At 37.6% G+C, this 17,170-nt stretch carries 14 protein-coding genes; 11 read left to right on the forward strand and 3 right to left on the reverse strand.

Features of this window, described 5'->3' with window-relative positions; translation table 11 throughout:
• Window positions 1-175: 175 nt before the first annotated feature.
• Both CC92_RS21760 and CC92_RS0113755 read left to right on the forward strand, forming a co-directional pair.
• Window positions 176-2,542, forward strand: coding sequence for a GDSL-type esterase/lipase family protein (locus CC92_RS21760; protein WP_051650880.1), 2,367 nt, complete (start codon window positions 176-178; stop codon window positions 2,540-2,542).
• Between the two features lie 59 nt (window positions 2,543-2,601).
• A complete protein-coding gene (locus CC92_RS0113755; protein WP_051650881.1) occupies window positions 2,602-3,357 on the forward strand; it encodes a hypothetical protein in 756 nt (251 codons plus the stop codon).
• A 120-nt stretch (window positions 3,358-3,477) separates the two neighbouring features.
• Here CC92_RS0113755 and CC92_RS0113760 read toward each other — a convergent pair whose 3' ends face one another.
• Window positions 3,478-4,230 carry a tRNA 2-thiocytidine biosynthesis TtcA family protein gene (locus CC92_RS0113760; protein WP_029504727.1) on the reverse strand — a complete coding sequence of 251 codons (753 nt, stop codon included), beginning with the start codon at window positions 4,228-4,230 and terminating at the stop codon, window positions 3,478-3,480.
• Between the two features lie 407 nt (window positions 4,231-4,637).
• On the opposite strand from CC92_RS0113760, the gene CC92_RS0113765 reads away from it, so the two are divergent.
• The 6 genes from CC92_RS0113765 (at window position 4,638) to CC92_RS0113790 (ending at window position 11,492) form a co-directional block, all read left to right on the forward strand.
• On the forward strand, window positions 4,638-7,268 hold the full coding sequence (locus CC92_RS0113765; RefSeq protein WP_029504728.1) for an N-acetylmuramoyl-L-alanine amidase: 2,631 nt from the start codon (window positions 4,638-4,640) through the stop codon (window positions 7,266-7,268).
• Window positions 7,269-7,404: 136 nt separating this feature from the next.
• Window positions 7,405-8,874: a glycoside hydrolase family 10 protein gene (locus CC92_RS0113770; protein WP_051650882.1), complete on the forward strand. Its 1,470-nt coding sequence runs from the start codon at window positions 7,405-7,407 to the stop codon at window positions 8,872-8,874.
• Between the two features lie 167 nt (window positions 8,875-9,041).
• Window positions 9,042-9,275, forward strand: coding sequence for a hypothetical protein (locus CC92_RS0113775; protein ID WP_029504730.1), 234 nt, complete (start codon window positions 9,042-9,044; stop codon window positions 9,273-9,275).
• Window positions 9,276-9,302: 27 nt separating this feature from the next.
• Window positions 9,303-9,764: a metallophosphoesterase family protein gene (locus CC92_RS0113780; protein ID WP_029504731.1), complete on the forward strand. Its 462-nt coding sequence runs from the start codon at window positions 9,303-9,305 to the stop codon at window positions 9,762-9,764.
• Window positions 9,765-9,860: 96 nt separating this feature from the next.
• The gene (locus CC92_RS0113785; RefSeq protein ID WP_029504732.1) at window positions 9,861-10,880 is read left to right on the forward strand and encodes an alpha-hydroxy-acid oxidizing protein; all 1,020 of its coding nucleotides are present in this window, start codon (window positions 9,861-9,863) and stop codon (window positions 10,878-10,880) included.
• Between the two features lie 114 nt (window positions 10,881-10,994).
• Window positions 10,995-11,492 carry a GNAT family N-acetyltransferase gene (locus CC92_RS0113790; RefSeq protein ID WP_029504733.1) on the forward strand — a complete coding sequence of 166 codons (498 nt, stop codon included), beginning with the start codon at window positions 10,995-10,997 and terminating at the stop codon, window positions 11,490-11,492.
• Window positions 11,493-11,716: 224 nt separating this feature from the next.
• Here CC92_RS0113790 and CC92_RS0113795 read toward each other — a convergent pair whose 3' ends face one another.
• Window positions 11,717-12,940 (reverse strand): sensor histidine kinase, encoded by a 1,224-nt coding sequence (locus CC92_RS0113795; protein ID WP_029504734.1) that lies wholly within the window; start codon window positions 12,938-12,940, stop codon window positions 11,717-11,719.
• Window positions 12,940-13,611, reverse strand: coding sequence for a response regulator transcription factor (locus tag CC92_RS0113800; protein ID WP_029504735.1), 672 nt, complete (start codon window positions 13,609-13,611; stop codon window positions 12,940-12,942). The genes CC92_RS0113795 and CC92_RS0113800 overlap by 1 nt, the downstream gene beginning before the upstream one ends.
• Before the next feature lie 227 nt (window positions 13,612-13,838).
• Here CC92_RS0113800 and CC92_RS0113805 point away from each other — a divergent pair, with 227 nt between their 5' ends.
• From CC92_RS0113805 to CC92_RS0113815, 3 genes are read left to right on the forward strand one after another with little or no spacing between them, the layout of a single operon-like run.
• On the forward strand, window positions 13,839-14,558 hold the full coding sequence (locus tag CC92_RS0113805) for a polyphosphate polymerase domain-containing protein (protein ID WP_029504736.1): 720 nt from the start codon (window positions 13,839-13,841) through the stop codon (window positions 14,556-14,558).
• Window positions 14,551-15,246: a DUF4956 domain-containing protein gene (locus CC92_RS0113810; protein ID WP_029504737.1), complete on the forward strand. Its 696-nt coding sequence runs from the start codon at window positions 14,551-14,553 to the stop codon at window positions 15,244-15,246. The genes CC92_RS0113805 and CC92_RS0113810 overlap by 8 nt, the downstream gene beginning before the upstream one ends.
• 52 nt (window positions 15,247-15,298) lie before the next feature.
• Window positions 15,299-17,164, forward strand: coding sequence for a carbohydrate-binding domain-containing protein (locus CC92_RS0113815; protein ID WP_242841402.1), 1,866 nt, complete (start codon window positions 15,299-15,301; stop codon window positions 17,162-17,164).
• Window positions 17,165-17,170 lie beyond the last annotated feature (6 nt).

Below are 17,170 nucleotides of genomic sequence, written 5' to 3' on the forward strand. Positions count from 1 at the left end.
AAGCAGATATCATCATTGGTTTTAATTCTTGTTTCCAATATGATATCTGCTTTTTATTTGTTTTCTATGGTTCACTAAATAGGTAATATAGTAAAAAACAAGAATTTTAATACCTTTAAGCAATACATAACTATCAAGCAGAAACACAACGATTCGCATAAGAATGGAGGTTACAGTGAAATTAATTAAGCTTAGTTCTTTATCCATACTGACTATATTAGCACTTAGTATTCTTTTGTCTGGCTGTAAAACCAGAGAGAAGGATGCGGTACATAATGATGTTGAGGCATCAATTATGCCAGAAGCATCTGTAACACCGGTGGAAGTAAAAGCAACGCAACGAGTAAAAAATTCTTTGGTTAGTGAAGGGAACAACTATCGTATTAAGAAGGTACTGGATAAGATGAAGAATGGTGAAAAAACAACCATTGCTTATCTGGGTGGCTCCATTACCGAAGGGTATCTGGTGAATTCTAATCAAAACTTTGCGATTAAGACAACAAAATACCTGCAGCAAAAATATCAAAATACAAACATTGAGCGTATTAACGCAGGACTTAGTGGAACCTCATCTACAATAGGCTTACTAAGAGTAAAAAAAGATGTTCTTTCCTATTCACCCGATATTGTAATCATTGAATTTGCTGTCAATGATTCAAACGATGCAGTTAGTAAAATGGCATATGAGAGCCTAGTAACCGAATGCCTTAACTCAGAATCAAAACCGGCTGTTATATTATTATTTACGGTCACGAAAGCAGGATATACCTGTGAAGAACATATGAAAAAGGTCGGGGAAGCATTTGAACTACCGATGATTAGTATAAAACAGGCCATTGGGCCAGAGATAGAAGCAGGGAAGATGACATGGGAGGATTACGCAAGCGACGAAGCACATCCAACGAAAGACGGTCACGAGTTTATTACAGAATGTCTGTCATATTATTTTGACGTAGCAGGTGCCAATAATACAGACGATACTGAAACTGATTATGCTAATGTAAGAGCATATGGCGCTCCTTATGCTTCTCTTACATTCTATAATAGTACTAATCTTTATCCAAATTCACTTGGTGGTTTTTTAGAAGGAAACTCAAATGTTACTCATTTTCCGAATGGATGGATTTGGGGAAAAGAAGAAGCAGATTCCTTCCGATTTACCATGGAAGGTAGGAACCTTTTTTTATTATACAAAGAAGATAACAATGAAAATATGGGATGTATTGAGGTCTATATTGATGGAAAAAAGAAGGAAACTGTGAATGCAAACACGAAAGCAGGTTGGAATAATCCTCAAGTAGTAACATTATTAAATGATGTTACAGCGGGAAAACATGAAGTAGAACTAAGAGTCACTTCAGATACACAAGCAAAGAATTTTCATATCTTAGGCTTTGGTACTACTGGAACGATCGAGAGTAAAGAACGAATTATCCCGGAACTATTACCTTATACAGAAAGAGCAGTTCTTAATACAGGGAATACATATCGCCTGGAAGAGTTAATGAAAAGAGCAGAAGCCGGTGAAAAGCTCACTATCGGCTTTATCGGAGGCTCTATCACCATGGGCTCTGGTGCCTCTTCTTATGACAATTGTTATGCGAGAAAAATTTATGATTGGTGGAGTAGTAATTTTAAAGAATCTACCTTTGAATTAGTCAATGCGGGAATAGGTGCAACTACTTCTCAATTTGCCTGTGCCAGAGTGAAAGAAGATTTACTTTCGAAAAACCCTGATTTTGTCATTGTAGAGTTTAGTGTAAACGATGAAGGGACAGCAAAATATGGGGAGACTTATGAGAGCTTGCTTCGAATGATATTAGAGAGTGAATCAAAACCTACGGTGATTGTTTTAAATATGGTACAATACAACAACGGAAATAATGCACAAAATAGACATAACGAGATAGCAAAAGCCTATGATTTACCTATCATTAGTATGAAAGAGAGTATCTATCAGGAGATTTTAAATGGTAATTTAACGGCACTTGATGTTTCTGCAGATAATCTCCATCCTAACGACCGCGGTCATGCATTAGCAGCAGAAATTGTTACAAGCTTCCTTGATAAGATTGCGAAAAATGAAATTACCTCTAAGGATGTTATCTATGAGATTCCTGTGGAAACACAAAGCTTAACAAGCATAAACTCTTATCGTTATGACAGTAGAAACTCGAAACCGAAATTATCTGGTTTTGAAAAGGACGCAACGAAGCAAAATGGAATCACAGATGTGTTTAAGAATGGTTATAGTGCTAAGAATGTGGGGGATTCCATCAAGTTTAACGTAACTGGTTCCTCTATTTCGCTCCAATATAAGAAGAGCAACCGATTAAATGCTCCCAAAGCAATTGCAATTATTGATGGGGACGAAAGTAATGCGATTGATCTCGATGGAAATTATCCAAATGGTTGGGGAGATTGGCTTTATCTTCATGATCTAAAAGACAAATTAAAAAATGAAACTCATTCGGTAGAAATTCGTATTACAGAGGCAGGAGAGAATCCATTTTATCTTGTATCTGTTATTACGGCGGAATAAGAGTACTAATATTTTACTAAAAATAACCGATATAACACATATGAAAGGAGGGAATGTATATGGCGATATCCACAAACTATTATAACTATTCATCATCTTTGTTTTCTTCGACTTCTCATGGTTCTTCTAGTGGAAGTAGTAATGTCCTTTCACAGTATATGAGTATCAACAATGGAAGCTATAAGAAGTTACTTACTGCGTATTATAAAAAGATGGAAGAACAAGAGTCTGAATCTTCAAGTTCTACGCAAACTGCTTCAGAAAAATCTAAGATACTAGCTGCAAAAAAGGATGCTGACTCTCTAAAGGAAGCAACCGATAAACTTCTTACTACCGGAAAAAACTCCATTTGGGAGCAGGTAGAAAAAGAAGTGAAAGACGAGAAAACAGGAGAAATGGTTAAGGTAAAGGACTACGATTACGATCGTATTACAAAAGCAATGAATGAGTTTGCTTCGTCCTATAATTCTGTTTTGGAATCTTCTAGCAAACAAAACGACCTTTCTGTACTTAAGAAGACTGCGTATATGACAGGAATTACAAAGTCAAATAAAGTAGCCTTAGGTAAAATGGGGATTACAGTTGGAGCAGATAATAAACTAACAGTAGATGAGAGTAAGTTAAAATCAGCTGATATTAACAATTTAAAATCATACTTTACTGGTAGTAGCTCTTATGCAGGACGAATTCAAGGGAAAGCCTTTGATATTAGTCAGTCTGCAAAGAATGCTGTAAATTCTCTCAAAACTTACAACAGAAGTGGAAGTATCAATCAGTCTGGTGATCTTGGAAACTGGTTTGATATGGTTTGCTAGTGACGACTCGTAAAACACGATGAGAAATGAAGTAGGGGTAATGGATAACTTATTGAAATATAGATTCTATAAGTTATCCATTACCCCTACTTTAAATTTAATGAAATCTACAATTACCTATCATGAAATACTCTTCAAGGGATGCTCATCCACCATCTTTTTCTTCCAATCAGGTAATAAACCTTCCGTTACTGCATGGAATAGTCTAACCTTTGCACCTGGATGTTCTTGGTTTAACTGCTTTACGAGGTTTTTTGCATATTCTCGTTTGGTATAGCCATCAATTGGACATGGATTTTTTAAGACTGGTAGATCATATGCATTTTTAAATCCTATCACATCTGTTTCATCCACATAGATAAGTGGCCTTATTAACGTAATATCCATTCGATCCAGATATGTAACTGGAGAAAACGTATAATATCGACCTTCAAATAACAAAGACATCAACGTTGTTTCAATAACATCATCCTTATGGTGAGCATAAGCAGATTTATTGCAGCCAAGCTCTTTCGCCTTATCATTAAAAGCACCTTTTCTCATCTTAGCACATAGAGAACAAGGATTAGATTCTTTTCTTGATTCAAAAATAATAGGTGCAATCTCAGTATTTACAACGGTATAATTTACATCAAGTTCTTTACATAAAGCTTCTATTTTACTCGTATCAAAATTATCAAAACCTAAGCTAACAGTGATTGCTTCTAGGGTAAATTTCTTTGGGTAAAATCTCCTAAGGCCAGCCAGTGCATATAATAATGTAAGACTGTCTTTTCCACCAGAGATACCGATAGCTATTTTATCCCCATCCTCAATCATCTGATAATCATCAATTGCTTTTCTCGTATAACTATATAATTGCTGTAATTTCAAGTTTCCTCATCCCTTCTTTACTATACCGAAATATTCTCTTCTTATAAAAACTATACTGTCTATTTCTCTTCTTATAAAAACTATACTGTCTATTTCTTTTCTTGTAAATAATCATACTGACCATTATAACATATCGGGAGTTTCGAGGGTAGATTTTTTTCTTATCCATAAACCAATGAATTAGAAGGGATAATTAGGTAATTTAATAAGCAGTGACGTGAATTAACACGTTTGATACAAAGAAATTTATAAATTCTTAATTTTTCATAAGTGGAATAAACTTCCTATGATATGACAAAAGTTTTGAGAAATTATGACACAATTATAACAAATTTACTATGTATTCTATCCGTGTAGACCAAAAGAAAAAGCGATTTGGCTCGAATATGAAGTACAGCAGGTGAATTATGAGAAAGAAAATAAAAAACTATAAGAAAATGTGCGTGTTGTTAATTGTAAGCTTATTAATAAGTTCTGCTCCTATGGATCAGGCGCAAGCAGCAAGTGGCCTTAAAATCTACAATTATACAACAAGTTCCCAGATGACTATTACGGAGAAACCCATCTCTTATGTTTTTAATGGGAAAACGATCCCTTTAGGAGATACTCCTGGTATATTATCAAGCAATGGAGTAGCATTAGGACCATACGTTAAAATCTTTAGAGATACATTAGGTATAAAAACATTATACAATAAAGAGAAGAAGACAGTAACTCTAAGAGATGGTAAGACTACACTTGTTTTAACCTTAGGAAGTAAGACAGCAGTAGTAAATGGAAAATCTGTAACCATGAATGCAGCACCAATCTCAATTAAGTACTCTAAGGCAAAAAAAACCGCTATCTTAGTGCCCACAAGATTTGTTGCGGAAACCTTTGGTTATTCCTATGACTGGAACAGCTCAAGCTCTACGGTTACGATTACGAAACCATTAAACTTATTCTATGACAATCAGTCTGTGAGTTATACAGGAACGCAAGGAAGTGTTAAATTTGATGGTAAAAATGTGAATGTTTCCAATCTTCCAAGCATACTAATAGCAAATACCGCTATGACTCAAGCATACAAAGTCTTTGCAAAGAGTATGGGTGTAACTTATAAGTATTCTGCAAGTAAGGGTACCGTTTCTTTTACAAAAGGTGACATAAATCTACGAATGGAATTAGATAGCAATCTTGCTTATTTAAATGATCAGGTGGTGGATTGTGGCGTAGCTCCAAAACTTGTTTACAATGAAGATAATAAAACAGAAGCAGTATTAGTACCTGCGCAATTCGTAGCGAAAGCTTTAGGTTACGATTATAATTGGAATTCTTCTACGAAGACTTCTGAAATCAAAACAACTAATAAAGTTGGTAAAGAGCCAAATATAACGATACCTCCAGTTTCACCAAGTACTCCAGGAGATGGCACCTTAAGTGAACTAGAATATTTTAATTGGACTTCGGAAGAAAGTTATCAATCCGTATTAGAAGAAGCGAAAAATGCGATGAATTCTGATAACTTTATTAATACAGGTAGTACAAGTACCTCTCAATTTTTAAACCTAGATGCAAATCAAATATCTACAGATAAAGAAAAATACCAGTTAACGTTTGGTCAGACAATTTCAAATGTAACTGCGTCAAAAGAAAACGATGAGCTAGTTTTAACCTTCGATAATATGATTGCTACAGACGCTATCTTTACCTTTGGTAATGAATTAGTGAAGGAAGCCAGAGTAATCTATGATGCTGTGAATAATCAAACAGACGTTATCTTTACCTTAGCGGATGCATCGGTAAATTATGCGATGACATCTGAAAATGAGGGGAAAGGTTTATCCTTATCTCTCTATCCAAACTATCTTACACAGATAAGCTCTGGTAGAGATGAAAATGGGTCAGAGTATATATCTGTCACTGGTCTACAAGGAATTAAGCCAATAATAACAGAGGATGAGGACAGCATCTATATCTCCATACCGAATACGATTAATACCTTAGGTGATTATGATTTCTCGAATCAGGAAGAATTAACTTCTATGGTGTATGTATCGTTAAATACAACATCACCAAACAATGCCTTCCTAATTATTCAGAAACCAGCGCCAGAAGTTACCTACGAAATCCACGAGGATGGTTCCACCTTTACTTTATATATCGGTAAGGAAGAAGTAATTCCAGAAATTGATAATACGCCTCTTAACATTACGTTACCTAGCGGTGTAAGTTTGTCCGACATCTCTTCGGAAGACAACTACCATAAAAAGCAGATTTCCATACGTATCAGAGGAGATCATCGTTCCTTCTTTGAACAAAATCCTATTGTAAATACGTATGATAATGTAGCGAACATAAAGGTTTCTTATTCTTCTAGTAAAGGTACTGAAATACTTATTACTACGAATGTAATTCAAGGTTTTGAATACACCATTGTGGATGGAAAACTACAAGTTACAATCGATAGACCAAGCGCAATCTATGATAAGATTATCATTCTTGATGCAGGGCATGGAGGTAAAGACCCAGGAGCAGTTAGAGGAACTACTCAAGAGAAAGTAATTAACTTTAAAGTATTAAATGAATATGCAAAAGAATATTTTACAGGCTCTGGAATTAAGGTTTACTACACAAGAATTGATGATACATTAATTCCATTAGCGGATCGTGCGGCATTTGCAAACCAGGTGGAAGCAGATTTCTTTATCAGTTTACACTGTAATTCAAGTACAAGCTCCGCTGCTCGTGGTACCAGTGTGTATTATAGTAGTATAAATAAGTCGAAAACATCAAGTGGATTAACAAGTAAGATATTAGCGAATACCTTGGTTAATAATCTATCCAAATCCTTAGGCACAAAGAATCTTGGAATCATTGATAAGGGATTTGTTGTTGTACGAGATAATTCAGTTCCTGCTGTTTTAATCGAGTTAGCATTTTTAACAAACCCAAGTGACTTATCTATATTAACAAGTTCTACTTATCAAAAGAAAGCAGCAAAAACTATTTATGATACAGTAGAGAGCTTATTTGAAGCTTATCCCACCAACCGATAAGAGGGAATGGGATACAAAGAAAAAATAGAAAAATACCAATAGGATTTTCTAAACAACAAAAGAAAGTTCGCCTAGCGTTCTTTCTTTTGCTGTAATAAACAATTTATTTGTTTGAATAAAAGAAAGGTTGAACATAATGTTTAAGAGAAAATGGAAGTTTATCTTAGCCTGGATGTTATTATTTGTGTTTGCGATCAATCAGGCTGTGCCAGCTTTGGCAGCGAGTGAGGAAGTTACCGATCCTTCGATAAAGGCAACTTACCGCGTACTTAATCAAAAAGCAACGATAACATATGAAGTTAAAAGTACAGCAAAGTTAAAATCCTTTGTTTACCTACCAAGCCTAGTAACCTCAGAAAATAGTGCGAGATGGGCAGCATCGGGAAAAGAGTTACCAAAGAGTGGAAGTTTTGAAGTGAGTAAGTCTGGCTACTATTCTTTCCGTGCAGAGGATGTCAATGGGGGTGTAACTGTAAGTTATATCTATGTTGATATGGAATTTAAAGCTGTTTGGATATCCTATCTTGAGTTTAAGAGTACTGGATATACCAAAGCAGAATTTGAAGCTCAAATTGATGAAATGTTTGATAATGTTGTGGATATGGGTATGAACGCTGTGGTTGTTCATGTTCGTCCTTTTGGCGATGCTATGTATGATTCTAGTTATTTCCCATGGTCAAAGTACATTAGTGGTACGCAAGGAAAAGACCCTGGGTTTGATCCACTAGAGTATATGGTGGAAGCAGCTCATGATAGAGGGCTCCAGTTCCATGCATGGTTAAATCCATATCGTATTACAACAAAAAACACAGACATAAAAACATTGGCAGCAGATAACCCAGCAAGAAAGTGGTTAACAGATAAGAAAAAATTAAATGATCGTAATGTTTTATCTTTTGATGGAAATCTCTATTACAATCCAGCAAAGTCTGAGGTACGTACCTTAATTCGTAACGGTGTATTAGAAATCGTAAGAAATTATGATGTGGATGGAATTCATTTTGATGATTATTTTTATCCAACCTTAGGTTCTAGTTATAAGAAAGTGTTTGATGCAGCAGAATATAACAGTTATGTTAAATCATATAAAGAACAAGGGATTGCTGACGAGATACTTCCAATTGATGAATGGAGAAGACAGAATGTAAACTTCTTAGTAAAGGGCGTTTACTCCGCAATTAAGAGAGAAAATCCTGATGTCGTATTTGGTATCAGCCCAGGAGGATTCCTTGATACATTACGCATGAACGATCGTTATTATGTGGACGTTGATCGTTGGTTATCAGAACCAGGATATGTGGATTATATCTGTCCTCAGTTATATTGGAGTTTTGAACATAGTAAGTATCCATTCGATGGCATATTAAATCGTTGGTTAGAACTTCGTAAGAATACAAATGTAAATGTCTATGTTGGTATTCCAGTTTACAAAGCTGGTTCGAATGAAGAACCAGAATTTAAGAAAAACACAAACATATTAGCGGATATGATTACAACCTGCCGTGACACTGAGCAAGTAGATGGCTATATGTTCTATCGCTATAATTATTTCTATAGTAATGCAACACAGAAAGCATTAAAGAAGATGTTTAGTATTCTCAATTAATTAGTAATAAAACTAGAAAAGAATTAATGGCAGTAGCTGAAATTATGGCTACTGCCATTTTCCTTATAGTTTCTAATCACATGTTTTGCATAGTAAAAATGAATATGTAAACAATACTAAAAGATGGATGAGACGATTGATTTTTGAATAAATAAAATGAGGTCAGTATGAAGGAAGAACAAAAAAGTTTTTATGATTATATGTTAGAACATGCAAAAGAGGAGTGTATCGAACAAACGAAAAATCTATTGTTAGAAAGTTTTAAGAAGCAAGAAAATGGAACATTTTCGTTAGAATATCAAAATGAGATTATTCCACAGTTAATGTCCTATATGAAAAGTGATTACGTGGACGAAGTCAAAAGAATAATGACAAGATATAAAAACCAGGAAAAAGTTTAGATTTATAGATACAGCATGGAGGTTATAATGACAACAATAGCAATTATATCGGATACTCATGGAATATTACGTCCTGAAGTATGTGAGCATTTAAAACATGTAGATTATATACTTCATGCTGGTGATATTCATACGAAAGAAATCTATGAAGAGTTATTAACTTATGCGCCATTATTTGTTGTAAGAGGTAATAACGATAAAGAGTGGGCTGAATTTTTACCTTCCACTTTAACAATCTCAGTGGACAACATTACCTTTTATCTTATTCATAATAAAAGAGAAATAAAACAACTACCACCAGAAGTAAATATCGTCGTATATGGTCATTCTCACAAATACTCCTTTGAGCGAAAAGACGATATTCTATGGCTAAATCCAGGAAGTTGTGGGCGGAAAAGATTCCATCAGGATGTTACGATGGCAATCCTTACCGTGGAAGATGATCGATATAGAATATACAAAATAAATTTTAACACATCATATAGTTAACATACTGTTACATTACATTTTGATTCTATGTGTGATACAATATAAGCAAGATAGATAATTTAAAATACAAAGGAGAGTTGAGCGTTGAATACAACAATATCATACAAAGAAATCTTAGAGAATGCAAAGAAGAACATAGGCCCTTATTGTAAGGCGTGTGCTGAGTGCAATGGGAAAGCCTGTAAAAATCAAATACCTGGACCAGGTGCAAAAGGTGTCGGCGATACCGCCATACGAAACTACGATAAATGGAAAGAAATTCGTTTGAATATGGACACACTTGTAGCTTCCTCAACGATAGACACGAAAAAACAGATTTTTGGAAAGGAATTTGCTTACCCATTCTTTGCAGGCCCAGTAGGTGCTATTAACCTCCATTATGGGGACTCCTACAACGACCTTACCTACAATGAAGTATTAGTAAAAGCTTGTGCAGATGCTGGAATTGCTGCTTTTACAGGGGATGGAGTTAATCCTGAGGTTATGAAGTCTGCTACAGATTGTATCAAATCAGCAGGTGGAGTTGGCATTCCTACTGTAAAGCCTTGGAATACAGATACTTTAAAAGAGAAATTTCAACACGTTGAGAATAGTAATGCATTTGCTGTCGCTATGGATGTTGATGCAGCCGGATTACCATTCTTAAAAAATATGCAACCACCAGCAGGTAGAAAATCAGTGGAAGAGTTGCGTGAGATAATCAAGCAGATAAATCAGCCATTTATAGTAAAAGGTGTTATGACAGTAAAAGGTGCCGCAAAAGCCTACGAAGCAGGTGCTTCAGGAATTATGGTTTCTAACCACGGTGGCCGGGTACTTGACCAATGTCCATCTACTGCTGAAGTTCTAGAAGAGATTGCAAAAGAGTTTAAAGGAAAAATGACAATATTTGTGGATGGTGGTATCCGTTCTGGAGCGGATGTTTTTAAATCGTTAGCGCTTGGTGCTGATGCAGCAGTGATTGCCAGACCTTTTGTTACAGCAGTATTTGGCGGTGGTTATGAGGGAGTTAGATCCTATATTCAAAAAATTGGGGCGGAACTCATTGATGCCATGGAAATGTGTGGAGTTTCAACTTTAGAAGAAATCACATCAGACTGCATTTGGAGATTATAACAGAAACATTGTAAAAGGGTGATATAAGATGAAGAAAACAATAGTAATCACGAAGAAAGTTACAGGAGGGATTACGAAAAGATAGCCCTTCTAAATATTAAGGAGGAATTTTTTTTGGATATTATCATCAGAGAAACGAAGGAAGAAGACTTATCTAATATTATGGAGTTGTGGAACAATGGGGAAGTGATGCATTATGTTGGATTCCCAAATGGATTAGGTATTAAACTAACAGACTTAGAGCGCTGGCTTTGTGGAGTAAATCAAAATGAACTCCGAAAGCACTATAGTATCTATGCAAATGAATTAGGGTACTGTGGTGAGACTTATTATGAGATTGATACCGCTCATGACCTTGCAACGCTTGACATTAAGTTACTTCCAAAAGCTCAGGGGAAGGATATTGCTCATTATGCGCTATCTTATGCAATTACTAAGGTTTTTGATAATTCATTAGCAACTAGGGCTTATGTTGATCCTAACCCAGAGAATAAAAGAGCTTGGAAGTTATATGATAAATTAGGATTTATAAGCAAACCAAGACCAGACTTTTTAGAACCATATGAAACCTACCTAGAGATTACGAAAGAGGTATGGAGTAAAAAAGAATAGTATTTTATTAAAACGACAACCAGAATGTTGGTTGTCGTTTTTAGTAATAGTCAGTTGAGTCAATGAATGCTCGAGATTGATGAATAATAGTTTTAAGTTAAGAATGCAACTAATAAAAAATCGCCTCGCAAACAATTAGTATCTAATTAAGTGCGGGCGATTTTTTTGTGTGCTTGTTAAGTATTTTTTGTGGTAATGACATTATACGCGAAACGTTTTTAAGATTATATGGGAAATCTTGCGCTAATAATCAGTGAATGGCCGTCTGGAGAATCGGCACGAATCGTCCCTTTATGCGTAGCCACAATAGCTTTCGCTATAGAAAGACCGATTCCATATCCTCCGGTTTGGGAGTTTCTTGATTTGTCTGTACGGTAAAATCGGTCAAACAGATGTTTCCTATCTTCCGGTAAGATTGGTTCACAAGTGTTTTGTACACTAAGACAAAGATAACGGGCAGCCTGTTCCAGAGTTAGGGAGATTGTTCCTCTGTCATCGGAGTATTTCAGAGCGTTATCAAGCAAAATGGTAACCAATTGGCGGATAGCTTTCTCATCTCCGTGGTAAGAGATTAGGGGCGGAACTTGTATGGTAAAAGTTTTTCCTTGGGATACAGCCAGTGATTCAAAAGACTGGGCTGTTTCGCTGATAACGTCTGACATAGGGAAATCAATCACTTGAAAGTGACTATCCTTTTCCTCCATACGGGAAAGAAAAACCAACTCATGAATCAGTCCCGTAAGCCGTTTGGTCTGTTTTTTAATATCTTGAAACCACTCGTTTTCGCCATGTTCTATTTCCAAAACATCCACATCCGCATCAATAATCGTAATAGGTGTTTTCAGATCGTGGCTGGCATTGGTGATAAACTGTGTTTGCTTTTCGTAACTGTCGGAAATCGGTTTCACAATCCGTGCGGACAGAATATATAACAGAAGGGAAACCATAAAAAATCCGGCAAGAGAGATCCCTACGCTGATGAGAAGGAAGGATTTAACGGAATCCAGTGTTCTGCCACAATCAAGAAAAACAATCATGCTGCCCATGGAATCAGATTGAATCGCAAAGCGGTATTCTCCTACAAAGCCTTTGGAACGTCCTAAATCCCATACTTGTTCTGTGTAGGCAACTGCTGTTTCCGGAGTAACAGCTGCAATTTTCCCTGTATCTACAAAGGTAACAGCTCCGGCCCTGTCTAATCGAACGGTAAAAAAGCGAGTTTCAAAGGGAAGCTCCGGGGACATCTTTCGTTCAAAATACTTATCTTCCATGCTGTGTTTCTCCGGAAATCTACCACCATTTGAAAGCAATAATTTCAGCGTATTGTCGGAGGAGCTTAGTACATGTTGATAATTGAGCAGATTTACAGCCCCCATAATCACAGAAAGCACTAGAAACAAGAGTCCCATGGCCAATGCAATAAATTTAATTCTCAGTTTTTGCAGCATTATGTCTCCTCCAATGAGTAACCGGCGTTTCTTTGCGCTTTAATTTGAACATTCGCATGAAGTGCCAACAGCTTTTTTCTTAAATAGGAAATATAAACCCAAACGACATTAGTTTCTACTTCGCTATCATACCCCCAAACCTTTTCAAGAAATCGTTCGCTGGAAACAAGGCAATGGGGATTGGAAATCAGTAGTTCCATCATCTGAAATTCCTTGTTTGCCAGACGAAAACTCCCACCGCAAGAGGATAGTTCGTAAGTGGAACTGTCCAAAGTGATATTACCAAATTTTATCTGGGAATCCAGATGAACGGTCTGATTGCGGGTCATAGCGCGTATTCGTGCCAAAAGTTCTTTGGTATCAAAGGGTTTGGTAAGATAATCATTGGCACCACTGTCCAGACCAAGGACTTTATCGTCCACCTCTGATTTTGCGGTGAGCATAAGAATAGGAATGGTGTTCCCCTGTGCTCTTAGCTTTTTTAAAACGGAAATACCATCTAGTTTCGGCATCATAATATCCAGAATCACACCATCATAATTGCCGGCTTCAAGATAAATAAGAGCATCTTCTCCATTATAAACTGCATCGACGGAATAATTGTTTTTCTTAAGAATTGTTATCATAGCCTTTGACAGAGATTTCTCATCCTCTGCAAGCAATAGTCTCATATAGTACACCTCCTTGTGCTTTGCTTTATTTCATTATATCATACCGGACAAACATTAATTCAAGTTAAAAATAGCTTTCTGCTTCTACATAATAGCATGATACTTTATACAGATGTTTTGAATATATGAACTTTTTGTGTTTTAAAGTTCAGTTATGTTTCGTCTGTCATAATCGGTGTAAAGAGAAGCGAAAAACTAGATGCTTCCGCAGAAAGGAGACGATATTTATGGCATATCAGACAATATTTAAGCGCTTTGAAATTAAGTACCTGCTTAGTCTAGAGCAAAAGGAACAGCTTTGCCAGGTTATGAAACCATATATGGAGTTAGACAAATACGGACATTCCACGATACGCAATATTTACTATGATACAGACTCCTATTGGTTAATAAGGCAATCGATTGAAAAACCAGCTTATAAAGAAAAATTGCGGATTCGTAGTTACGAAAAAGCAGATAAAGACACCCCAGTGTTTGTTGAACTAAAGAAGAAATACAAATCAGTGGTATTTAAGCGACGGATTCAGATACCAAAACAGCAAGCATTCAATTGGCTGGCTGGAAAAGAGCTGGCTCCGCAACAGACACAGATTGCCAACGAAATTGACTATTTCCGTAGCTTTTATAAGACGCTTCATCCGGTGGTGTTTCTAAGTTACGAGCGAGAAGCTTTTTACTCTCTTAGCGGAGACGACTTTCGAATCACCTTCGACGAGAACATATTATGCCGTGAAGAGGAACTCTCTCTGGAGTCGGAGGTATGGGGGACACCTCTTTTGGAGAAAGGGCAGATTTTGATGGAGGTAAAAACATCGGGTGGCATCCCTCTTTGGATGACTCATTTTCTCACTCAGCAGCACATTCAGAAGACTTCTTTTTCTAAATACGGTATTGCGTATCAGAACATGATTTTTTCAAAAACATTAGGAGGTAAATTATATGCTTGATTCAATTTTTAGGGGGCTTTTTGACACCGATATGGTCAGCGTGATTTCAGTATCGGATTTTCTGATTTGTGTAGGGGGATCTTTACTGATAGGACTTATCCTCGCCTTTGCTTATATGTATCACACCCGATATACCAAAAGCTTTGTAGCCACTTTAGCAATGCTTCCCGCAGTGGTTTGCGTTGTGATAATGATGGTTAATGGCAATGTGGGAACTGGCGTCGCTGTGGCGGGTGCGTTTAGTCTGGTGCGATTTCGTTCCGTGCCTGGTACCGCAAAGGAAATTGGTGCTTTATTCCTGTCGATGGGCGCTGGCTTGATTGCAGGGATGGGATACCTGGCCTTTGCATTCCTCTTTACACTGATTCTCTGTGGAGTTATGATGCTTTACAACCGTTTGGACTTTGGCGCACAGAAAAACAACGATAGCTACAAAACGCTACACATTACCATACCGGAGAATTTAGACTATACAGGGGTATTCGAGGATCTCTTTTCTCAATATGCTGCTGCCTGTGAGCTAATCAGCGTCAAAACAACGAATATGGGTAGTTTGTTTAAGCTCACCTATAATATAACCCTGCGTAACCCAAAGATGGAAAAAGAACTGATCGACGAGCTACGCTGTCGTAACGGGAATTTAGAAATCAGTATTTCCAATCAGGAAATGACTCAATTAGGGCTTTAAGAAATGGAGGTTCAGTATTATGAAGAACAGAATACGTATTTTGGCTGTTTTAATGTCGCTCCTGTTGCTCGCAGGGTGTAGTAATCCTACAAGCACAGGCGATGGCGACCCACAAGCTACGAAGGAACCAACTGCTCAAACATCAAACAATACACCTGCTGAAACAAATGTGAATACCTCAGAAACTTTTTCTGACCGGGATTATGAGACCAGTTATGACAAAAACACAAGTGTAAGCATAACCCTGAACGGAGATTCGGCGGAATGCAGTTCCGATGCTGTTAAGATTTCTGGGTCAACCGTCACAATCTCGAATGAGGGAACCTATATTCTTTCTGGTACATTAGATAACGGCATGATTATTGTGAATGCTGAAAACACTGATAAACTGCAGCTGGTGCTTCATGGTGTAACAATTAACAGCAAATCATCGGCAGCAATTTACATTGCTCAGGCAGACAAGGTGTTTTTGACCCTTGCACCGGGTTCTGAGAACATCCTTTCTAATGGTGGTGAATTTACAGCCATTGATGATAACAATATTGACGCCGCTGTTTTTTCCAAGGACGATTTGACAATAAACGGTCAGGGAAATCTGACGGTCATATCTCCAGCAGGTCATGCTATCGTATCAAAGGATGATCTGGTTGTGACCGGCGGCGAGTATACGATCACTTCTGCAAATCACGGACTTAGCGGCAAAGACAGCGTGCGAATCGCTGACGGAACCTTTACTATGACTACTGGGAAAGATGGCATCCACGCGGAGAATTCGGACGATACCTCTCTGGGCTTTGTCTATCTTGCCTCCGGAACTTATGATATTAAAGCAGATGGTGATGGTGTAAGTGCATCCAATTATTTGCAGATTGAAGATGGCAGCTATACCATCAAGACAGGTGGTGGTAGCAGTACTGTAACCAAAGAATCAGATGGTAGCTGGGGCTGGAATCTTCCTGGAAGAGAACAAAGTACTAATACCGCTGAAGATTCTATCAGTGCCAAAGGTATGAAGGCAAGTGGAAAACTATTGATTAATAGCGGTAGCTTCTCCATTGATTCAGCGGACGATGCCTTACATTCCAATTCCGACCTTACGGTAAATGGAGGAACTTTTGAAATTTCCACAGGTGATGATGGACTTCATGCCGATGGAACTGCAACCGTGGCAGACGGAAGCATTACCATTACAAAAAGCTATGAGGGTATCGAAGGGCAGAATATTAACATTTCCGGCGGCATCATACATCTCATTTCCAGTGATGACGGGCTAAACGCCGCAGGCGGTAATGACCAAAGCGGAAACGGTGGTTTTAGTGGATTTCAAGATAAAGGTGGCTTTGACACTGCCACAGACAGCTCAATTAACATTTCTGGCGGAAAGATATTCATTGACGCTTCTGGCGACGGCGTGGATTCCAATGGTTCATTGAATGTTTCGGGTGGTGAGACTTATGTTTCAGGTCCTACAAACGACGGAAACGGTGCACTGGATTATAACGGGGACGCAACCATAACCGGCGGTATATTCGTGGCAGCCGGTTCCACTGGAATGGCACAAAACTTCGGGTCTTCTTCCACGCAGGGCTCCATGCTGGTTTCTGTTGGTTCTAATTCAGAAAACAGCACCATTACATTGACAGATAATAGCGGTAAGAATCTACTTAGTTGGGTAGTAGAAAAGTCGTTTTCCTGCGTAGTTATCAGCTGTCCTGAGATTGTGGAGGGCGAAACCTATACGGTATCTATCGGAGGGACAACCGAAGAAGTAACCATGAGTAGCTTAATCTACGGTTCCGAAGGTATGGGTGGTAATCCCGAAGGTATGGGTGGTAATCCCGGAGGTATGGGCGGTAATCCTGGAGATAAGGGTGGTAAACCCGGCGGTATGGGCGGAGGAAAAGGAACACGCCCATAGCTAAAA

Source organism: Lachnoclostridium phytofermentans (genome assembly GCF_000733755.1).
Lineage (GTDB): Bacteria > Bacillota > Clostridia > Lachnospirales > Lachnospiraceae > Lachnoclostridium > Lachnoclostridium phytofermentans_A.

Coding starts and splice junctions, on each gene's coding strand:
- CC92_RS0113795 (WP_029504734.1), bottom strand. CDS start 12,940: ATGCTGCAAAAACTGAGAATTAAATTTATTGCATTGGCCATGGGACTC.
- CC92_RS0113800 (WP_029504735.1), bottom strand. CDS start 13,611: ATGAGACTATTGCTTGCAGAGGATGAGAAATCTCTGTCAAAGGCTATG.
- CC92_RS0113770 (WP_051650882.1), top strand. CDS start 7,405: ATGTTTAAGAGAAAATGGAAGTTTATCTTAGCCTGGATGTTATTATTT.
- CC92_RS0113810 (WP_029504737.1), top strand. CDS start 14,551: ATGCTTGATTCAATTTTTAGGGGGCTTTTTGACACCGATATGGTCAGC.
- CC92_RS0113775 (WP_029504730.1), top strand. CDS start 9,042: ATGAAGGAAGAACAAAAAAGTTTTTATGATTATATGTTAGAACATGCA.
- CC92_RS0113765 (WP_029504728.1), top strand. CDS start 4,638: ATGAGAAAGAAAATAAAAAACTATAAGAAAATGTGCGTGTTGTTAATT.
- CC92_RS0113755 (WP_051650881.1), top strand. CDS start 2,602: ATGGCGATATCCACAAACTATTATAACTATTCATCATCTTTGTTTTCT.
- CC92_RS0113780 (WP_029504731.1), top strand. CDS start 9,303: ATGACAACAATAGCAATTATATCGGATACTCATGGAATATTACGTCCT.
- CC92_RS0113805 (WP_029504736.1), top strand. CDS start 13,839: ATGGCATATCAGACAATATTTAAGCGCTTTGAAATTAAGTACCTGCTT.
- CC92_RS0113815 (WP_242841402.1), top strand. CDS start 15,299: ATGTCGCTCCTGTTGCTCGCAGGGTGTAGTAATCCTACAAGCACAGGC.